12 protein-coding genes are annotated in these 19,075 nt (G+C 57.4%); 6 read left to right on the plus strand and 6 right to left on the minus strand.

The window, feature by feature from the left end:
- Window positions 1-90 precede the first annotated feature (90 nt).
- Window positions 91-729: an imidazole glycerol phosphate synthase subunit HisH gene (gene hisH, locus U6G28_05125; protein WRS31065.1), complete on the plus strand. Its 639-nt coding sequence runs from the start codon at window positions 91-93 to the stop codon at window positions 727-729.
- The gene (locus U6G28_05130; GenBank protein WRS31066.1) at window positions 729-1,532 is read left to right on the plus strand and encodes a HisA/HisF-related TIM barrel protein; all 804 of its coding nucleotides are present in this window, start codon (window positions 729-731) and stop codon (window positions 1,530-1,532) included. Before hisH ends, U6G28_05130 begins: the two co-directional genes overlap by 1 nt.
- 102 nt (window positions 1,533-1,634) lie before the next feature.
- Here the strand turns inward: U6G28_05130 and glmS are convergent, their stop codons facing one another.
- Genes glmS through gltB form a run of 3 tightly spaced genes read right to left on the minus strand, consistent with a single transcriptional unit; the run spans window position 1,635 to window position 9,629 of the window.
- Entirely contained in the window at window positions 1,635-3,554 is a 1,920-nt protein-coding gene (gene glmS / locus U6G28_05135; GenBank protein WRS31067.1) for a glutamine--fructose-6-phosphate transaminase (isomerizing), read from the minus strand.
- Between the two features lie 47 nt (window positions 3,555-3,601).
- Window positions 3,602-5,062: a glutamate synthase subunit beta gene (locus U6G28_05140; protein ID WRS31068.1), complete on the minus strand. Its 1,461-nt coding sequence runs from the start codon at window positions 5,060-5,062 to the stop codon at window positions 3,602-3,604.
- Window positions 5,055-9,629 carry a glutamate synthase large subunit gene (gene gltB, locus U6G28_05145; protein WRS31069.1) on the minus strand — a complete coding sequence of 1,525 codons (4,575 nt, stop codon included), beginning with the start codon at window positions 9,627-9,629 and terminating at the stop codon, window positions 5,055-5,057. Before gltB ends, U6G28_05140 begins: the two co-directional genes overlap by 8 nt.
- A gap of 407 nt (window positions 9,630-10,036) precedes the next feature.
- Between gltB and U6G28_05150 the strand changes: the two genes are divergently transcribed.
- Window positions 10,037-11,296 (plus strand): ammonium transporter, encoded by a 1,260-nt coding sequence (locus tag U6G28_05150; protein ID WRS31070.1) that lies wholly within the window; start codon window positions 10,037-10,039, stop codon window positions 11,294-11,296.
- 14 nt (window positions 11,297-11,310) lie between these two features.
- Window positions 11,311-11,649, plus strand: a complete 339-nt coding sequence (locus tag U6G28_05155) for a P-II family nitrogen regulator (protein ID WRS31071.1) — start codon at window positions 11,311-11,313, stop codon at window positions 11,647-11,649.
- Between the two features lie 264 nt (window positions 11,650-11,913).
- Here U6G28_05155 and U6G28_05160 read toward each other — a convergent pair whose 3' ends face one another.
- Both U6G28_05160 and U6G28_05165 read right to left on the minus strand, forming a co-directional pair.
- On the minus strand, window positions 11,914-13,332 hold the full coding sequence (locus U6G28_05160) for an NAD(P)/FAD-dependent oxidoreductase (GenBank protein ID WRS31072.1): 1,419 nt from the start codon (window positions 13,330-13,332) through the stop codon (window positions 11,914-11,916).
- A gap of 101 nt (window positions 13,333-13,433) precedes the next feature.
- Entirely contained in the window at window positions 13,434-13,805 is a 372-nt protein-coding gene (locus U6G28_05165; protein ID WRS31073.1) for an RNA-binding S4 domain-containing protein, read from the minus strand.
- A 141-nt stretch (window positions 13,806-13,946) separates the two neighbouring features.
- Here U6G28_05165 and U6G28_05170 point away from each other — a divergent pair, with 141 nt between their 5' ends.
- Together U6G28_05170 and U6G28_05175 are read left to right on the plus strand one after the other, a co-directional pair.
- Complete coding sequence (locus U6G28_05170; GenBank protein WRS31074.1) at window positions 13,947-17,210, plus strand: ABC transporter ATP-binding protein/permease; 3,264 nt, start codon at window positions 13,947-13,949, stop codon at window positions 17,208-17,210.
- A 329-nt stretch (window positions 17,211-17,539) separates the two neighbouring features.
- Entirely contained in the window at window positions 17,540-17,767 is a 228-nt protein-coding gene (locus tag U6G28_05175; GenBank protein WRS31075.1) for a type II toxin-antitoxin system VapB family antitoxin, read from the plus strand.
- A 456-nt stretch (window positions 17,768-18,223) separates the two neighbouring features.
- Here the strand turns inward: U6G28_05175 and yaaA are convergent, their stop codons facing one another.
- Complete coding sequence (gene yaaA / locus U6G28_05180) at window positions 18,224-19,048, minus strand: peroxide stress protein YaaA (GenBank protein ID WRS31076.1); 825 nt, start codon at window positions 19,046-19,048, stop codon at window positions 18,224-18,226.
- Between the last annotated feature and the right edge of the window lie 27 nt (window positions 19,049-19,075).

Here is a 19,075-nt window from a genome sequence, read left to right on the forward strand (position 1 = left end):
CCCGCGGGCGCGGCCGATCCTCGACTACCTTGATCGATGAAGGATCGAAGCGCCCGCGGGCGCGTTTAAGTTCTCTTGGAGGGCAGCCTGATGTCATCACTGGTTGGAATAATCGACTATCGAACCGGTAATTCCAGATCCTTCTCGTATGCCCTCGATCAGATCGAGGTCCCAAACCGCCTGGTTGCGGATCCGAGGGACTGCGAAGGTATTTCGCACCTTGTTCTGCCAGGGGTTGGTGCCGCAGACGTGACCATGGAATCGTTGCGAAGCTCAGGTTGGCTCCCGTACCTCGATGACCGGGTACGTGGGGAAGGCTTGCCCTTCCTGGGCGTTTGTGTTGGACTCCAAGTCCTTTTCGATTACAGCGAAGAGGCGGAGACTGAATGTCTCGGCTGGATTCCGGGTACTGTCAAGCGCTTCAATAGTGAGGAACTGCGAGTCCCGCACATGGGCTGGAACTCGGTTAAACCGACTGAGTTTTCGCGGGAAACAGGACAGTTTGAGCGTTTACTGGGCGACGGTGGCTACTTCTACTTCGTTAACTCTTACTATGCGAGTCCTGAGCATCCCGAGAACACTATCGGCGTCACTAGCTACGGCATCTCGTTCGCTTCGGTCGTCGGGTCGGGGAACGTCCTCGCCACCCAGTTCCACGCTGAGAAAAGTGGCCAGGTAGGTCTGGCGATTCTTCGCAGATTCACTGACATGGGCAGGGAGGATTTCTAATGCTCACCAACCGCCTAGTTGCCTGTTTCGACGTCAAAGACGGTCGAGTTACCAAGGCGCTTCAGTTTCAGGACAACATCGATGTTGGTGACCCTGCTGAGCTTTCGAAGAGACTTTACGAGGAACAGATAGACGAAATCGTCTTTTACGACATCATGGCCAGCGCCGAGAAGCGCCGGATTAACCTGGATACCGTCAAGGAGGTTGCCTCGAACATTTTCGTGCCTCTTACCGTCGGTGGTGGCATCAAGAACCTGGACGACATGCATGCCGTCCTTGAATCGGGCGCGGAGAAGATCAGCATCGACTCGATGGCCGTGAGGAATCCAGACATCATCACGCAGGGAGCAAACGAGTTCGGAGTGCAGTGCATGGTGGTCAGTCTTCAGGCACAGTGGGTCGGTGAGTCCGCACAAATCCCCAGCGGATACGAGATCGCAATTGACGGAGCTCGTACGTTCACAGGGATGGACGCTGTTGAATGGGCCAAGCGAGCAAATGACCTCGGCGCGGGCGAGATCGTTGTAAATAGCATTGACCGAGACGGTACTGGCGAAGGATATGAACTTCGCCTGACCGGGGCTGTCGCTGACGCCGTACGAGTTCCGGTAATTGCGTCGGGCGGTGCGGGAACCGCCCAGCACGTCGCAGATGGGTTCAACGCCGGCGCCACGGCAGCGATTATCAGTTCTATGCTCTATTCGCCGAGGACAAAGCGGAACTACTCGGTTCCCCAACTAAAGCAGGAACTGACGGCACTGGGCGCCAACATTCGCCCTTCTGTGGGTTTGCCAATCAGATAGGGGGGCTTCTCACGCCGTTTTTGCGGCGTGTCGCGCCCCTATCTGATTGGCAAACCAGGAAGCAGGGGAGGTCCCAGACCCCAGGCCCCAGAGGAGAGACAGCTACTCAACGGTCACCGACTTTGCCAGGTTCCGCGGCTGGTCCACGTCGAGTCCTTTGGCGGATGCGAGCGAGCAAGCAAACAGCTGAAGCGGGATCACCTGTAACAGCGGGAGGAAAAGCGTCGGAGCGGGTGGCACCCTGAAAACGGTGTCGGCAAACGCATCGACCGAGCTATCTCCCTCCTCAGCAACCACGATGGTTGTTGCACCCCTGGCTTTCACCTGTTCGATGTTCGACACGACCTTCGAGTGCAGTTCTGGCCGCCTGGGCGTCGGAACAATGATGATCACGGGCATTCCCGGCTCAACTAGGGCGATCGGCCCGTGCTTCAGCTCGCCCGCCGCGAATCCCTCGGCGTGAATGTAGGCGATCTCCTTGAGTTTCAAGGCACCCTCCATCGCCACTGGGTATCCGACGTGACGTCCCAGGAAAATAACCGAATCGGCGTCCGCCATTGAGGTCGCGACCTGGCGCACTGTTTCCGCAGAATCCAAAACCTTCTGCATCTTGTCTGGGATGCCTCCCAGTTCTTCCAGATACCCCAGAACCTCGTCAATGTACTTGTTTCCTCTAATTTGTGCCAGGTAAAGACCGAGGATATAGGTTGCCGTCACCTGTGCCGTGAATGCCTTGGTCGAGGCAACAGCGATCTCCGGTCCCGCGTGCGTAAGTAGCAGAGCATCTGACTCCCGAGCGATGGTTGAACCTGGAGTGTTCACTATGGCAATAACTCGGGCGCCTTGGTTCCGGGCATGTCGAATCGCCTGGATCGTGTCCATGGTTTCTCCGGACTGAGAGATGGCGACTACCAGGGTTTTCTCACTTACAACGGGGTCGCGGTAGCGGAACTCGTGTGCCAGTTCCACCTCGACCGGAATTCGACACCAGTGCTCGATGGCGTACCGGGCCACCTGTCCCGCGTACGCGGCGGTGCCACAGGCAATAATGATCATCTTGTCGGCCCGGCGCAGAACATCAGCGGAGATCCGGACCTCGTCCAGCGCCAGATTGCCGTCCGCATCGAGGCGATCAGCGAGGGTGTCGAAGGTGCTTCGTGGCTGCTCAAAGATCTCCTTCTCCATAAAGGTCTCCCAGCCGTCTTTGCTGGCTCGGTCACGTAGGAAGTCGACGTTCAGCTTCTTTGGGGCCACGGGGTTGCCCGAGCGGTCGACAACAGTAACAGCCGAGGGAGTCACTGCGACCACCTGGTCCTGATCGATTTCCAGGGCCGAGGTCGTATAGTCCGCGAATGCCAGGGCATCTGAGCCGAGGAAGTTCTCGCCGTCTCCGACACCGATAACTAGTGGAGAGGAGCGCCTCGCGGCGACCACTGTACGCGACGCCCCCGCGCAGGACGCAAGGAGCGTATAGCCGCCGACAAGCCTCTTGGTGACGGCCAGCATCGCAGAGAAGAGGCGGCGAGCCTGCTCCTCGTCTTCGGCCTCTGCTCCTTCAAGGACACCATTCCAGAGTGGCAGTAGGGGGTCCTTCATGGCGCGCGACAGCAGGTGTACCACCACCTCGGTGTCGGTATCCGAGGTGAACTCCTGTCCCTCGGCCCGCAACTCTTGCGCAAGAACACTGGCGTTCTCGATGATGCCGTTGTGAACCAGTGCGACCAGGCCATCGCTTGAGACCTGCGGGTGAGCGTTTGCCTCGGACGGCTCCCCGTGGGTTGCCCAGCGCGTGTGGCCAATGGCACTTGTAGCGGGTAGAGGTGGGTTCAACTCAAGGGCGTCCTTTAGAACCGAGAGCTTCCCCGTGCGTCGGATCACTGTTGGAACCAGTCGATCGGGGCTGTTCAAGGCTATTCCTGCCGAGTCATAGCCGCGATACTCAAGTCTTGAGAGACCGGAGAGGACCACCTCCTCCGCTCGCTGCGTCTGCTTACTTCCAACGTATCCGACGATTCCACACATAGGCCTACCTCTGGGCTTGGGTTTTCGATATTACGCTCCCCAGAGGGCTAGGGGCGGTATTGAAGGTCTGTCGGCGCGATCGGTGCGGGTAGTTCCGTTTGGCCGCGCAGGTACTCATCGACCGCCGCCGCCGCCGAACGTCCTTCTGCAATCGCCCAAACAATCAGGGACTGTCCGCGTCCCGCGTCTCCGGCAACAAAGACACCTGGACGAGGAGTTGCCCATTCGTCGTTTCGCACTATTCGCCCGCGCTCGTCAACTGGAAGCGCGAGTTGTTCGATCAATCCGGCGCGCTCAACGCCGACGAATCCCATGGCGAGGAAAACTAGCTGGGCGGGAATCAGCCTTTCGGTTCCCGGAACAACCTTCAGTGCGCCTCCCTCGAACGTCACGTCGTTTAGCTTGAGATGAGTGACCGAACCGGAGTCATCACTGTCCACAAACTCCGCGGTGGAAACCGAGTAGACACGCTCTCCGCCTTCCTCGTGCGCCGAAGCAACCCGGAAGGTCATCGGGTAGGTTGGCCACGGGTCGCGGGCCGTTCGCTCGGTTGCTGGCCTGGGCATGATCTCAAGAGAGGTAACGGACTTGGCGCCCTGACGGATCGCGGTACCGAGGCAGTCAGCACCCGTGTCGCCACCGCCGATGATGACGACATCTTTGCCCTTGGCGGAGATCCAGCCCTCGGATTCAGTTCCGAGGACGTGTTTGGTGGAGCGGGTCAGGTAGTCGACGGCCTGGTATATGCCATCTAACTCCCGTCCCTTGATTGGGAGGTCTCGCGGTGCGGTGGCGCCATTGGCGAGTACTAGAGCGTCGAAACGCTCGAGAAGGTCATCGCCGGTGACGTCCGTTCCGACGTTCACCCCGGTGTAGAAACGGGTTCCCTCTTCCCGCATCTGGTCGAGGCGTCGGTCGAGGATGTGCTTTTCCATCTTGAACTCGGGAATGCCGTAGCGCATTAGACCGCCGATGGCGTCTGCCCGCTCAAAGACGGCGACCGTGTGGCCGGAGCGCGTCAGTTGTTGTGCGGCTGCAAGGCCAGCAGGACCGGATCCAATTACTGCCACCGTGTATCCGGTGAGCTGGTTCGGAATCCGCGGAACTACCCAGCCCTCCTCGAACGCGTGCTCGGCAATCGTCTTCTCAACGTTCTTGATCGTTACGGCGGGCTGGTTGATCGACAGGACGCAACCGGCCTCACAGGGGGCGGGACAGAGACGTCCCGTGAACTCCGGAAAGTTGTTGGTGGCATGCAGTCGTTCACTTGCTGCGAGCCAATCACTCTTCCAGCTCAGCGTGTTCCACTCAGGGATCAGGTTTCCCAGCGGGCAGGCGAAGTGGCAGAAAGCGACGCCACAGTCCATGCAGCGACCGGCCTGACGTTCGACTGCCTGCAACTGCTGCTCCTGGTACACCTCTTTGTAGTCACGGATGCGAACCGGGACCGGACGAGAGGTGGGGAGCTCGCGCTCGCGGACCTTCAGGAAGCCTTTTGGATCAGCCATGGGACACCTCCAGGATTTGCTGCCATACTTCTGCGTCATCGATGTCGCGTCCATCAGCCTTTGCTTGGGCCAGGATTGCATGGACGGACGCATACTGCTTGGGTTCTAGTCGGGTAAACCGTGCGAGTGAAGAGGGAAGGTAGGCCAGGAGCTTTCTGGCTACGTCCGAATCAGTCAGTTCGACGTGCCGGTGAAGCAGTCGCACGACCTCTTCACCCTCGACATCTGACAGACCGCGGACATCGAGTTCCTCGGCCACCTGTTCGTTGAGCAGTTCCGGATCAAAATCCAGAAGGTAGGCGACACCACCCGACATACCCGCTGCAACGTTTCGACCTGTCGGACCCAGAATGAGGGCACGACCGCCAGTCATATATTCGAGCGCGTGATCACCACAGCCCTCGGCAACGATCGTGGCGCCGGAGCAACGAACGCCGAACCGTTCGCCAACTTTGCCTCGGATGTGGAGTTCGCCTGACGTTGCCCCATAGGCCACGACGTTGCCCGCAATCGTGTTTTTATTGGGGTCGAACAGCGCGGTTCGCGCGGGAGTTACTGCGATGGTTCCACCGCACAGGGACTTACCCACGTAGTCGTTGGCATCTCCAAAGACCGAGATCTCGACGCCCTGGGGGAGGAACGCTCCAAGCGACTGGCCCGCCGAACCGGTTAGCCGGATAGAGATGGTTCCTTTTTCCATGCCATCGTCCCCGTAGCGCTTGGCTATCTCGTGGCCCAGCATCGTTCCAGTGGAGCGGTCGGTATTACGAATCTCCGTGTCGATCTGGACTTTCTCACCGCGCTTGAGCGCGGGCGCCGAGAGCAGGATGAGCCGACGATCCAGGACCTCGTCAAGATCATGTTCCTGGTCCCGCACCTGATGCAGGGACGAACCTGGACGCGGTTCGATGCGTTGGAAGATTGGTGCTAGATCGAGTCCGTCTGCTTTCCAGTGGTCGATCGCTTCGGTGACATCAAGCAGATCAGTTCTGCCAACGGCTTCTTCGATTGAGCGAAGTCCCAGAGCCGCGAGTAGCTCTCTGACTTGCTCTGCAATATAGGTGAAGAAGTTTATGACGTACTCGGGTTTACCCGAAAAGCGGGCGCGAAGCTCTGGGTTCTGGGTCGCGACACCGACGGGGCAGGTGTCTTTTTGGCAGACGCGCATCATGATGCAACCCGAGACCACCAGCGGGGCAGTTGCGAAGCCAAATTCTTCAGCCCCAAGCAGTGCTGCGATGATGACATCTCGTCCGGTCTTGAGTTGACCGTCGGCCTGGACAACCACGCGATCGCGCAGGTCGTTGAGAACCAGGGTCTGTTGGGCTTCGGCCAGTCCAAGTTCCCAAGGTGCGCCCGCGTGCTTGAGTGAAGTCAGAGGCGCAGCCCCCGTGCCTCCATCAGCCCCAGAGATAAGCACAACGTCGGCATGCGCCTTAGCAACGCCTGCCGCGACGGTGCCAACGCCAATCTCCGAAACGAGCTTCACATGAATCCTGGCCTCCGGGTTTGAGTTCTTCAGGTCGTAGATGAGCTGCTTCAAGTCCTCAATCGAGTAAATATCGTGATGAGGCGGAGGCGAAATCAGTCCAACTCCGGGAGTTGAGTGTCGTTCCTTGGCGACCCACGGGTAGACCTTTGCGGCAGGAAGCTGTCCTCCCTCGCCCGGCTTTGCTCCCTGAGCCATCTTGATTTGGATGTCGCGAGCGTGTGTCAGGTAGTCGGCAGTTACGCCGAAACGTCCGGAAGCGACCTGCTTGATAGCTGAGTTGAGTAGCGGGTCCCGCAAACGTTCCGGGGATTCGCCTCCCTCTCCGGTGTTAGACCTGCCACCCAGGGTGTTCATGGCGATCGCCATAGTTTCGTGTGCTTCCTTAGAAATCGAGCCAAATGACATGGCGCCGGTCGCAAACCGTTTCACGATCTCGGAGACCGGCTCGACTTCCTCGAGGGGAACGGGCTCGACTTCCTCAAGTTTCATACGCATTAGGCCGCGTAGGGTCATGAGTCTCTTCGCCTGGTCGTCGACTCCGTCGGTGTAGGCGCGGAACACTTCCCTGGATTCGGTGCGAGTCGCGGTCTGCAGCCTGGCGATGGTCTGGGGGTTGAACAGGTGAGCCTCGCCCTCCCGGCGCCATTTGTATTCACCACCCACTCCCAGTGTCCGGTGTGCTGGAGAGATCCCGGAGGGCGGATATGCCACTTCATGCCTCGAAGCGACTTCAGCGGCAATCACATCGATTCCCACACCGCCAAGGGGCGAGATGGTTCCGGTGAAATAGCGGTCAACGAACTCTTGGCTGAGGCCGATTGCCTGGAATACTTGAGCGCCACAGTAGGAAGAAACCGTAGAGATCCCCATTTTGGACATCACCTTTAGCACTCCCTTGCCAAGGGCCTTGAGGACATTCTTCACCGCTACCTCGGCAGAGGTGTCGCCCAGCAGTCCCTCGCTGGCCATCGTCTCGACAGATTCAACGGCGAGATACGGATTAACTGCGATTGCACCGTAGCCGATGAGCAACGCCACGTGGTGCACTTCCCGCACGTCACCCGCTTCGACAATCAGACCAACCTGAGTGCGGGTTTTTCTCTTCAGTAGATGGTGGTGGAGGGCCGAGGTTGCTAGGAGCGAGGGGATCGGCGCCAGCTCAGCGTTTGACTCCCGGTCGGAGAGAATCAGGAAGGAGACGCCCTCTTCGATGGCTTCGTCCGCTTCGGCGAAGATCCGCTGGAGCGACTCTTCGAGGGTTTCACCTCCGCCAGAATTTCGATAGAGGCAGCGCAGGACCCGTGATTTGAGGCCTTTTCCGCCGCTTGCACTTCCAATATGGGTGATCTGTGCCAGTTCGTCCGAGCTGATAACGGGAAAGTCGAGTTCTAACTTCCGGGCGTGTGCACGACTATCAACCAAAAGATTGGGCTGAGCTCCCGAGACTGTGCGAAGCGAGGTCACTAGTTCTTCACGGATTGCGTCAAGTGGGGGGTTAGTGACCTGTGCAAACAACTCTGTGAAGTAGTCGAATAGCAAACGAGGTCGATCAGAGAGGACAGCAATCGGCGTATCGGATCCCATCGAGCCGATCGCTTCGGCCCCGGTCATGGCCATGGGCGCCAAGATGACGTCAAGGTCTTCCTGGGTATAGCCGAATTCCTGTTGCCTTCGTAGGACGGAAGACTGGGTGTGTCCGATGTGCTCGCGGGTCGGAAGATCGGAAAGAGAAACCATCTCCTCGTCGATCCACTGTTGCCAGGGTTGCATGGTCGCTAGTTCGCGTTTGATCTGTGCATCAGGGACAATCGCACCCTTTTCCAGATCGATCAGGAACATCATCCCAGGCTCAAGTCGCCCCTTTGCCTTTATGCGACTATCGGGGATATCTAGAACTCCGGTCTCGGAGGCAAAAACGACCAGATCATCGTCGGTGATCTGCCACCGCCCCGGGCGCAGGCCGTTTCGGTCCATGATGGCTCCGACAATTGACCCGTCGGTAAAGGTGACGGCGGCAGGGCCGTCCCAGGGCTCCATTAGGCACGAGGCGTATCTGTAGAAGCTACGGAGCTCCGGATCCATCTGCTCGTTATTCTCCCAGGCTTCCGGAATGAGCATCGCCACGGCATGCGGCAGTGAGCGTCCGGTCAGAGCGAGAAGTTCAAGCACTTCGTCAAGCGATGCGGAGTCGGAGTCCACCTCTGAAGTTATGGGGAGCAATGGCTTGATGCTTCCCAGAAGTTCGCTATGGAGCTTGCTCTCGCGGGCATGCATCCAGTTTCGGTTGCCTCGAACCGTGTTGATCTCTCCGTTGTGCGCAATCATGCGGAACGGCTGCGCCAGCTTCCAAGACGGGAAAGTATTGGTTGAGAACCTGGAGTGGACCAACGCCAGCCGGGAGGTAAGGGAGGGATGGGACAGGTCTAGGAAGAAGCTTGAGAGCTGCTCGGTCGTTAGCATTCCCTTATAGATAAGGGTGCGAGTACTGAGCCCGGTCATGTAGACCTCAGCTTCACGTTCGGCACGTCGTCTCACCCGGTACGCGGCTATATCGAGGGTGGATCCGCTCAGGTCGGAATCACGGGAGGTGACTAGAAGGTGGCGAAACACGGGCATTGAACCGCGGGCCGTCGGACCGATGCTGCTGTCGTCAATCGGCACGTCTCGCCAGGCAATCACGCGTAGCCCCTCCTCACGCACGATTCTTTCAACCGCTGCGACGGCGCGGGATAACTCGACGCGTCCCTCGTGCGAACCGGGAAGAAAGACCAACCCCGCTGCGTACGAGCCTGGCTTGGGAAGATCGGGGCGCACTGTTGATCGGAAGAACTCGTCGGGCATCTGGATAAGGAGGCCCGCACCGTCCCCGGTGTTGACTTCTGCTCCCACGGCCCCGCGGTGATCTAAACGCTCAAGGGCAGTGATGCCCTGACGGACGATGCTATGGGTTGGGGGTCCCGAGAGCGTCGCGACAAATGCGACGCCGCACGCGTCGTGTTCGTACGAGGGGTCGTAGAGTCCTGTGCGTGCCGGGACTCCGGTATGCACTCTGGACTGCGGTTGGGATCGGTTCACGAGATCTCCTTATGGCCGCCAGCTTATTTACGTAATTACTGCCTTTTGTGTATCTAAAGGTTTAGTAAATACATAGTTTGTCTGACCTAAGAGTCGGACTTGCAAGCTAATACTAGTCAGAATTCCAGGCCGTCAAATGACTATTAGTTACCAAATCGTTATTTATCGGCATTTCGAAACATTAGCGAAGTAAACACATGGGGAAAACATGACTAAAAACAGCCTAAAGATATGTATTTACTTTAATAAATGGGGTTGTACTGAGGCGGAGGCCACTTGATTTTGAGGAAAAGCGCCAGTTCGATAACAAATACATAACGGGCCGTTTTTTGGATACGGCTACGTGGCACGGCTGGTCAGTTCTTACTTTGAATCGTCAATGTTCCACACAACAGGAAGGCGGCACGATGCTAGAACTAGACACCGGCGCAACAGCCTGGATGCTCACATCTGCATCCCTAGTACTTCTGATGACCCCGGCCCTCGCTCTCTTCTATGGAGGCATGAGTCGGCAGAAGTCCGCTTTGAACATGATGATGATGGTTTTCGGCGTGATTGCGGTTGTAGCCGTCATCTACCCGCTATGGGGTTGGTCGATGACGTATGGTGGTGAGTCCATCGCTGGGATCTTTGCCAACCCGTTTACACAGTTCGGGCTTGACGGAACGTTCGATGGCAACGCTCTGGACGACTTTGGAGTTCCGGCATGGGTCGGGGTGGCCTTCCAATCAACGTTCGCCATCATCACGGTTGCCCTTATCGCTGGTTCTCTTGCAGAACGCGTGAAGTTTGGAACCTGGTTGGCTTTTGCGACACTCTGGGTGACTTTTGCATACTTTCCGATGGCACACATGGTTTGGGGCGGGGGTCTTCTTTCCGGCGACGGCCCGATCGCCGCTATGACCGGGGTCGCGCCTATCGACTTCGCGGGTGGCACGGTTGTCCACATCAATGCGGGTATGGCTGCACTGGTGATTGCCCTGTTGATCGGTAAACGTCGTAAGTTTGGCAAGGAAGATATGCGGCCACACAACCTTCCGCTGATCATGCTTGGCTCTGGACTGCTGTTTTTCGGTTGGTTTGGATTCAACGGGGGCTCCGCGTTCACGGCTGATGGGCTGGCTGGTATGGCGTGGGTCAACACCACTACGGCAGCGGGTGCGGCGATGCTCGGTTGGATGCTTTACGAAACTATTACCCGAAAGCATGCAACCTCTCTTGGTGCTGCATCGGGAATCGTTGCGGGCCTGGTAGCGATCACTCCCGCTGCGGGAGCTCTGAGTCCTGTTGGCTCGATCGTTCTTGGGCTCATCTCCGGTGCTACCTGTGCGGCAGCCGTCGGCCTTAAATACAGATTCGGTTTTGATGACTCTCTTGACGTGGTGGGGGTACACCTGGTTGGTGGACTAGTAGGCACTGTTCTGATCGGCTTCCTGGCGACTGAGGGTGGACTGTTCTATGGCGGAGGACTCGGTCTTCTGATCACCCAGTTCCTAATTGCCGTGGCTGCACTGTTGGTCTCAGGTGTTGTCACCTTCTTGATTGCCAAGTTGCTACAGGTGACACTCGGATGGCGAATCACCGATGAGGAAGAGGTAGTCGGAATCGACCTCACACAGCATGCCGAAACCGCCTATGATTCGCCGACACTGGTCGGTCGAATCTGAGATAAGGAACTGAAATGAAACTGATTACCGCGGTTATTCAACCAACACAGGTGGCCTCAGTTCGACAGGCGCTTGCGTTCGTGGGCCTCAATGGAGCAACCATCACGGGAGTCTCTGGTATTGGCCAGCAGAAAGGGCACAGCGAATACTACCGAGGTGCAAATTACAATCCGGCCATGATCCCGAAGATCAAGGTCGAGACGCTGGTGGCTGACGAGTTGCTTGAGGAGGCGCTCAGTGCAATCGTCACGGCTGCGCATACCGGAAATATAGGAGATGGGAAGGTCTGGGTGACCAATGTTGAAGAGGTAATCCGGGTCCGGACCGGTGAAAGAGGCCCGGAGGCTCTATAGCTCCGCGCTCCCTCGCCTGGCCCCGCCTCGCCTCGCCCGCGCGCCTTCACTCCCACTCGCTCACCCTCGTGCGAATCTCCAATCAGATCGGGAGACGACACGCCGCAAAATCGCGGCGAAGTTGCCCCTATCTGATTGGAGATTCATCTGAGGGGGAGTTGAGGGCGTAGGGTCGCCGAAATCCGCGGGCGGGTTCCGGCAGTACCGCACCAAAACGGCAGATCTTGCTTGCCGGTGAGGCAAATAGCCAGATTCGGGCGACCGTTACCTACCCTTGTTTGCCTCTTCCGCACGTTCGTAGTCGAGCTGTTCCAGGTCCATGGCGCGTACCAGGATCTCCTCGGGTGAGGCCCCCTTGATCAGAAGGCTGGAAACCCTCTCCCCAAGGTGGTCAAGTGCCAACCGTCCGACCATCTGCTGGTTCGTAGTGGTCCGCTCAGACCTGGCGTTGGACGCAAAGCTCACCGCCCAGTGGAACAGGGTTGAAACCCGAGACTTGAAGCCAGTGATATATAGGACGTGCAGGAATGACCAGGCGAGCCAGGCCGGAAACCCATGAAGGTTGACCGGACCGATACTGGCGACAGCCTTGGACCGGGCGATGGTAGCCATTGATCCTTTGTCGTTGTAGCTGAACGTCACGTCGCTCGGATCTCTGCCCGCTAGCAGGTCTTTGAGTCGCCTGGTCACAAAGCGGGCACCCTGAATGGCACCCTGGGCAACTCCCGGGACACCTTCTAGACTCATCATGTCTCCGACCACATAGACGTTCGGGTAGCCCTCCACGGAGAGATCCGGCTCTACGAGGACCCGTCCGGCGCGATCGAGCTGAACCCCGGTGCGCTCAGAGAGCACCTTGGCGATCGGCGGTCCCTGAACTCCGGCAGCCCAGACTTTGCAGACTGAAGGGATCAACTGTTCGTTACCATCCTTATCCCGAACCGTGACGGTGTCGGGGCCAATGTCGGTGACAAGGGTATTCCCGAGGAACTCAACGCCCAGTTCCCTTAGGTCTTGGAGCGTCACTTCCCCAAGCTTGCTGCCAAACGACGGCAGCGGCTGGCTCCCACCCTCGACCAAGATGACTCGCGCCTTAGTGGTATCAATGTTTCGGAACTCTTTCGGCAAAGTATTTGAGGAAAGCTCCCTGATCTGACCTGCCATCTCGACTCCGGTTGGACCGGCACCTACTACGACAAAAGTCAGAAGTTTCTGAATCTCCTCGGGATCGTCGCTGACTTCAGCTTGCTCGAAAGCCCGGAATATGCGGGCGCGAAGCTCAAGCGCGTCATCGATGCTCTTCATTCCTGGAGCAAACGTGGCGAACTGATCGTTGCCGAAGTAGGACTGGCCAACTCCGGCCGCGAGGATCAGAGTGTCGTATCTGGTGGCGCGCTTTTGGCCGTAATGACGCCAAATCACCTGCTGCGACTCGGGGTCGATATCCTCAACAGTGCCCAGCAAGACCTTGACGTTCTTCTGACGCTTCAGAATCTCGCGAGTTGACGGTGCGATCTCGCCCTCGGAGAGAATCCCGGTGGCGACTTGATAGAGAAGAGGTTGGAAGAGGTGATGAGTTGTGTCCGAGAGGAGAATTATCTCGACGTCTTCGCTCGCGAGGTTTCTTGCGGCGAAAAGACCGCCAAATCCCGAGCCAACAATTACTACCCGGTGCTTACCCATTCTTCCTCCACTCGTTCGATAGTTCGAGGCTACTGTGCACCGCGTTGCGGGGGAAGGTGGAGTATTACCGCTTGACAGGTTAGTTGGTGTTGGCAGAGCGACTATCTACGAGAGTGTCTGGCCCACTCCTCGCCACGTAGTTCCTCCAATTGACGGCGTTCCTTCTTTGTTGGCCGCCCGGCCCCAGGATCGCGGGTCGGGATTCCGCCATAGAACTTTGGACGAGGCAGGGAGTGGTCCAGGTAAGCCTCTTTCGCCAAAGGGGCACCAAGACGTTTTGGTGGGAGAGAGACGACCTCGAGAATGCGGTCAAACCCCTGAACGCGTATTCGTACCTCGTCCCCCGCCACAAGTTTGTACGAGGGTTTGATGACAGAACCGTTCACCCGGACGTGCCCGGCCCGGACCGCGGCGGTAGCGAGCGAGCGGGACTTAAATGCTCGGGTGGTCCAGAGCCAAACGTCGATACGCACCCTCGCCTCCCTACGTAGCTCGTCTCTCGGTCGATACCAGCGTATCCCGCCTCGAACACTGGGATTAAGCGCTCCGCTAACGTGCCGCTTTTCGCGATGGGGTAGAGCGCTGGGCCACGTAGGCTTCCCTTGGAGGTCAACATGTTGCAGCTGAAGGATATCCGCAAATCATATACTGTTGCGGACTTTACTCAAGTCGCGCTCGACGACGTCTCGGTGTCGTTTCGCGATAATGAGTTCGTTGCAATCCTGGGGCCCTCGGGTAGCGGCAAGACGACACTTCTAAACATTGTCGGTGGCCTTGATCGTTATGATTCCGGCGCACTGATCATTGACGGCATTGACACCTCGAAATATACCGACCGCGACTGGGACACCTACCGCAACAACCGGGTCGGGTTCGTGTTTCAGAGCTATAACCTGATCCCGCACCAAACCGTACTGGCAAATGTTGAACTTGCGTTGACTCTCTCCGGTGTTTCGAAGTCACAACGACGTGAGCGGGCGATCGCCGCGTTGGGCGAGGTTGGGCTGGCCGATCATATTCATAAGAAACCGAGTCAGCTCTCGGGCGGCCAGATGCAGCGAGTTGCAATTGCTAGGGCACTGATCAACGACCCCGAGATACTTCTGGCCGATGAGCCGACCGGAGCGCTTGATTCCACTACCAGCGTTCAGATCATGAATCTGCTGAAGCAGATCGCGGACGACCGTTTGGTTCTCATGGTTACGCACAATCCCGAGCTAGCGGACGAGTACGCGACCAGAGTTGTTGACCTGCGAGACGGTCGAGTAGTAAACGACTCCGACCCCTTCGACCCAGACGCGCAGCCGCTCAGTGCGAAGCCGAGTCGTCGCACGTCAATGTCTTTCCTCACGGCAATCTCGCTGTCGTTCAATAACCTAATGACGAAGAAGGGCCGCACGCTGATGACAGCCTTTGCGGGTTCTATCGGAATCATTGGGATCGCCTTGATCCTTTCCCTAGCGAATGGTGTCAACAACTACATCAGGGGGATTGAGGAAGACACGCTCTCTGTCTACCCTTTGACGATTCAAAGTCAAGGCATGGACATGAGCGCCATGTTTGGCGTCGCCACAGAAAATGCCACCGGAACGGGGGGACCTGAGGCCGAGGATGGGCAGGTCCGAGAGATCGAGATGATGAACATGATGCTCAGCTCGGTCGGATCAAATGACTTGCAAGCCCTAAAGCGGTACTTGGAGAATAACGCTTCTGAGGTAGACGAGTATGCCAACCTGGTCCAGTACACGTACAACGTGGTTCCTCAGATCTATACCCTGGGCGATCAGGGTGAGGCCAGACAGGTCAATCCGGACGCGACATTTTCCGCGATGGGAATGGGAAGCACTAACCCGTTCGCCTCGTCAATGTCGATGAACATGTTCCACCAGCTAATGGATGACACCAGTCTGGTTCAGGCGCAGTACGAGATGAAGGCCGGACACTGGCCCACCGAGCCAAACGAAGTCTTGTTGGTGCTTACCCCCGACGGCACCGTTCCCGACCGAGTGCTCTACAGCATGGGGCTGCGCGATGGAGCGCAGCTTGACACAATGCTTGAGCAGTTAATGAATGAGGAACCGGTTACGCCTCCAGATGACGGTCCTCTGGAGTTCACATACGACGAGCTGATGGACGTGACATTCAGGCTGGTTCCGTCCTCCAGCTTCTACCGGTACGACGAGACGTACGAGGTATGGACAAATCGGTCAGGGGACAAAGAAGTCGTCAATCAGCTGGCTTCGACGGGCCAAGAGTTGGTCATAAGTGGGATCGCTCAACAGAGTCCAGACGTGCAGGCCGCAGCGCTGACAGTGGGCTTCTACTACACCTCGGACCTGACGAACGAGCTAATCGACATCGCTTCGAACAGTGGAGTGGTCAAGGCTCAGAAGCAGAGCCCGAAAACCAATGTTCTCACCGGGCGCACCTTTGTGGAAGAGGAAAAGGACCCCGGCGGCGGCTTTGACATGGACAAGCTGATGACCATTGATGAGGAGGCTATTGCTGCGGCCTTTAAGTTCGATGAATCGGCACTGTCAATTGACCCTTCCATGCTGGACTTCACCGGAATGGGTTTGCCTCAGATGACTATCGACCCCTCGACTCTGCCCCAGTTGGATATCGGGCAAGTCATGGGAGATCTGAGTCTCGACATGAGCGACATTGATATCGAGCAGGTTCTTGCCGGAATCGACTTGAGCGGTATCGACCTGGGGGTCACGTCCGAGCAGGTGACTGAACTGGGGCAGGCGTTTGCCGAAGGGTATATTGCTTTCTGCACCGACCCGGCAAACGACTGCGTCTCGGACGCACAAGGAAGCTTCGATGCCTTCTTGACTTCACCCGAAGGTGAGCAGATCCGAGACGACTTCTTAGGACTGCAAGAGGATCTTGAGGGAGGATTGACCGCCGCTCAAAAGGAGATCACGAAGCAGATAACCGACGCGATGGGTAAGGCGGTTCAGGCTCAGATCGCTGCGAACGCCGGCACGATTCAGGCTCAGATGCAGTCTGTTATGGCAGGGTACATGTCTCAGGCTATGGGAGCGATCGGGGGTCAGATCGAAGCTCAACTGCTTCCAGCCCTCCAAGCACAGATCGCCGGGTCACTTCAGCAGGCGATGGGGTCGTTCGCAGACAACATGGCCGGCGCCATGAGTATCGATCAAGAAGCGTTCAAGAATGCCTTCAAGTTCAATCTGAGCGAGGAAGAGCTAGCTCAGGTAATGATGACCATGATGACCACTGAGCGCACGTCCTTCGACGCAAACATGGCGAAGTTTGGTTGGGCAGATCTACAGAAGCCGTTCCAAATCGATATCTACCCGAAGAGCTTTGAAGACAAGGAACAGGTTCTTTCTATCCTCGACGACTACAACCAGACCATGAAGGACCAAGGAGACGAGGACCGGGTCATCACCTACACGGATATGGTAGGAACCCTGATGTCCTCGGTGACGACTATCGTCAACGTGGTCTCGTACGTCCTGGTGGCATTCGTGGCCATCTCCCTCGTGGTCTCGTCGATCATGATCGGGGTTATTACCTACATCTCGGTGCTTGAACGGCGCAAGGAGATCGGAATTCTCAGATCGATCGGTGCCTCGAAGAAGAACATTCGAACGGTGTTTAACGCCGAGACTCTGATCGTTGGATTTGTCGCGGGCGTTATCGGTATTGGAGCAACGCTGTTGCTGACGATTCCGGCAAACGCATTCGTTGCCGGGAGATGGGGAATCCACGGCGTCGCGGTGTTGCCATGGCAGGCCGGTGTCATCCTGGTACTAATCAGCATGGGGCTGACGTATCTGGCCGGGCTGATTCCCTCGTCCGCTGCGTCAAGAAAAGATCCGGTGGAGGCCCTGCGATCGGAGTAGTAATTTCACTTTCTTTTGGCCTCTTGAAGACACCTTAATGCGGCCATTTCTGTACGTGAGATCTGAACACATTTCTTGGGACGCAACCTCAGGAAGTCTTGCCTGACTAGCTACTTGGCCTAGCTCGATTGGGGAAGAGTCGGGTTTTGCGACGCACTTTCCCACAGGTTCATCTTTGGGGCCTCTTCACAGGTCATCGCAGAGAGACACAGACTGAAGTGAAGGTGTGGCTAGATTCTTTTTGAGTGCGGAAAGGGGAGTAGGCGTGAAAGAGAAGGGAGTCGCTATACCGCTGTTCTACCCCACGGCAGAATCAAGCGGCGGCAGCTATGAACATCAAGGATCCACGTGTGCATGAACTGGCAAAGGAACTCGCCCAGGTGCGGGGAACGACCGTGACCGCGGCGGGGCGTGAGGTATTGGAAGAGACTCTAGGACGTGAAAAACGGACCCCGGAGAAGCTTGCGGAGCTATTCTCCCAACTCCAGAGCATGGTTGTCGGATCTGAAGATCAGTGGCTCAGCGACGACAATCTCTATAAGGGGCTTCCACGTTGATTATCGACACGGCGGCTGTGGTGGCGATCCTTCGTGGCGACGAAGAAGCAGCTCGGTTGTGATTCGAGATGGCTACCGCACCAGTTCTGCGAATGTCAGCGGCATCGGTTCTTGAGCTCTCGATCGTGGTTGGACGTCAGAACCGGACCGTTGTCGACGCTTTTTAGAGGGTGCCCGAGTTCAGATTCTTGATGTTGACGCGGAGCAACTTGTCTGGGCTCGTGACGCCTTTGAACGATATGGGAGAGGCTCAGGATCCCTTGCCCGCCTCAACTTTGGCGACTGTCTTACCCATGGGGCCGCGCGCTCAACAGACGAACCGCTTCTGTTTGTGGGCGAGGACTTCACCCACACTGACTTGGAGCTTGCGGGGGTCTAGCTGGCATCGCGTTCGGTTCACTGGCACCTCCAGACCGTGGACATCGTCCGTGTCTAGATCCGAGAAGAGGTTACGGGCTAGGTTTTTTCGGTCGAGGTAGTCACCAGCGTTGCTTCCACCACTGAGCCCCCGCCTTTGGTTGGCTTCGGTTCCGAGACTTCGAGTCCCACTACTCCTAGACCCCGGGACGCCAGTGCCATATGTTTGAGGGAGCCCAGTATCTCTCCAGCGGTACTTGAGTCTGTCAGGGAGTTGTCCTGAACTAGGTGTCTCGCTGCGAGGCCACGCCACTTCTTCGCCATGTGTGTAATGACTTTGCGCCCGGCCGCCCGCTCTTCGACAACCGAAAGTTCCACGACGTTTGCGCCGCAGACGCTAAATGCCGCTTTGTAGCCTCCAGACCGAGCATCAAAGACGGCTCTGTCCTGCAAATCCAACTCAGTGGACGAAGCCTGCTCGATTTGCCTACGCCACCACGGCCCAACTGCTCCGATTTCCGGAAGCCGTACTCCGATTGCGAGTCGGTGGTTTGGGATCAGGTCATCCGGTCTGATGAGGCCAAACAGAGCGGAACTAATCAGAGCCTGTCGGCTGAGCCTACCTCGGGATTCCTTGTCCAAAGTCGCTGTGTTGAGGTGGTCATACAGGACTCCGGTATACAGATTGATCGCTTGGGAGCAATGGGAGTCGAACAATGAGAGGTTGAGCGAGGCCTCCTCGGCCGATTTCTTTCCCAGTCCAAGGGTCTTTACGGCCTCGGCATCGTTACCCAGTTCTTGCAGAGTCTGGATGACCCTAGATCGCGCACCGGTGAGTTCCGGAAAGGAAATCGACTCCAGACTGAACCTTGGACCAGCGGTCGGTGAGGTCTTTCCTTCAGAGGGCGGCAACAGGATCAGCACCTCGCCACCGTACCCGTAGCGGCCAAG

The organism is Actinomycetaceae bacterium MB13-C1-2 (genome assembly GCA_035621235.1).
Taxonomy (GTDB): domain Bacteria; phylum Actinomycetota; class Actinomycetes; order Actinomycetales; family Actinomycetaceae; genus Scrofimicrobium.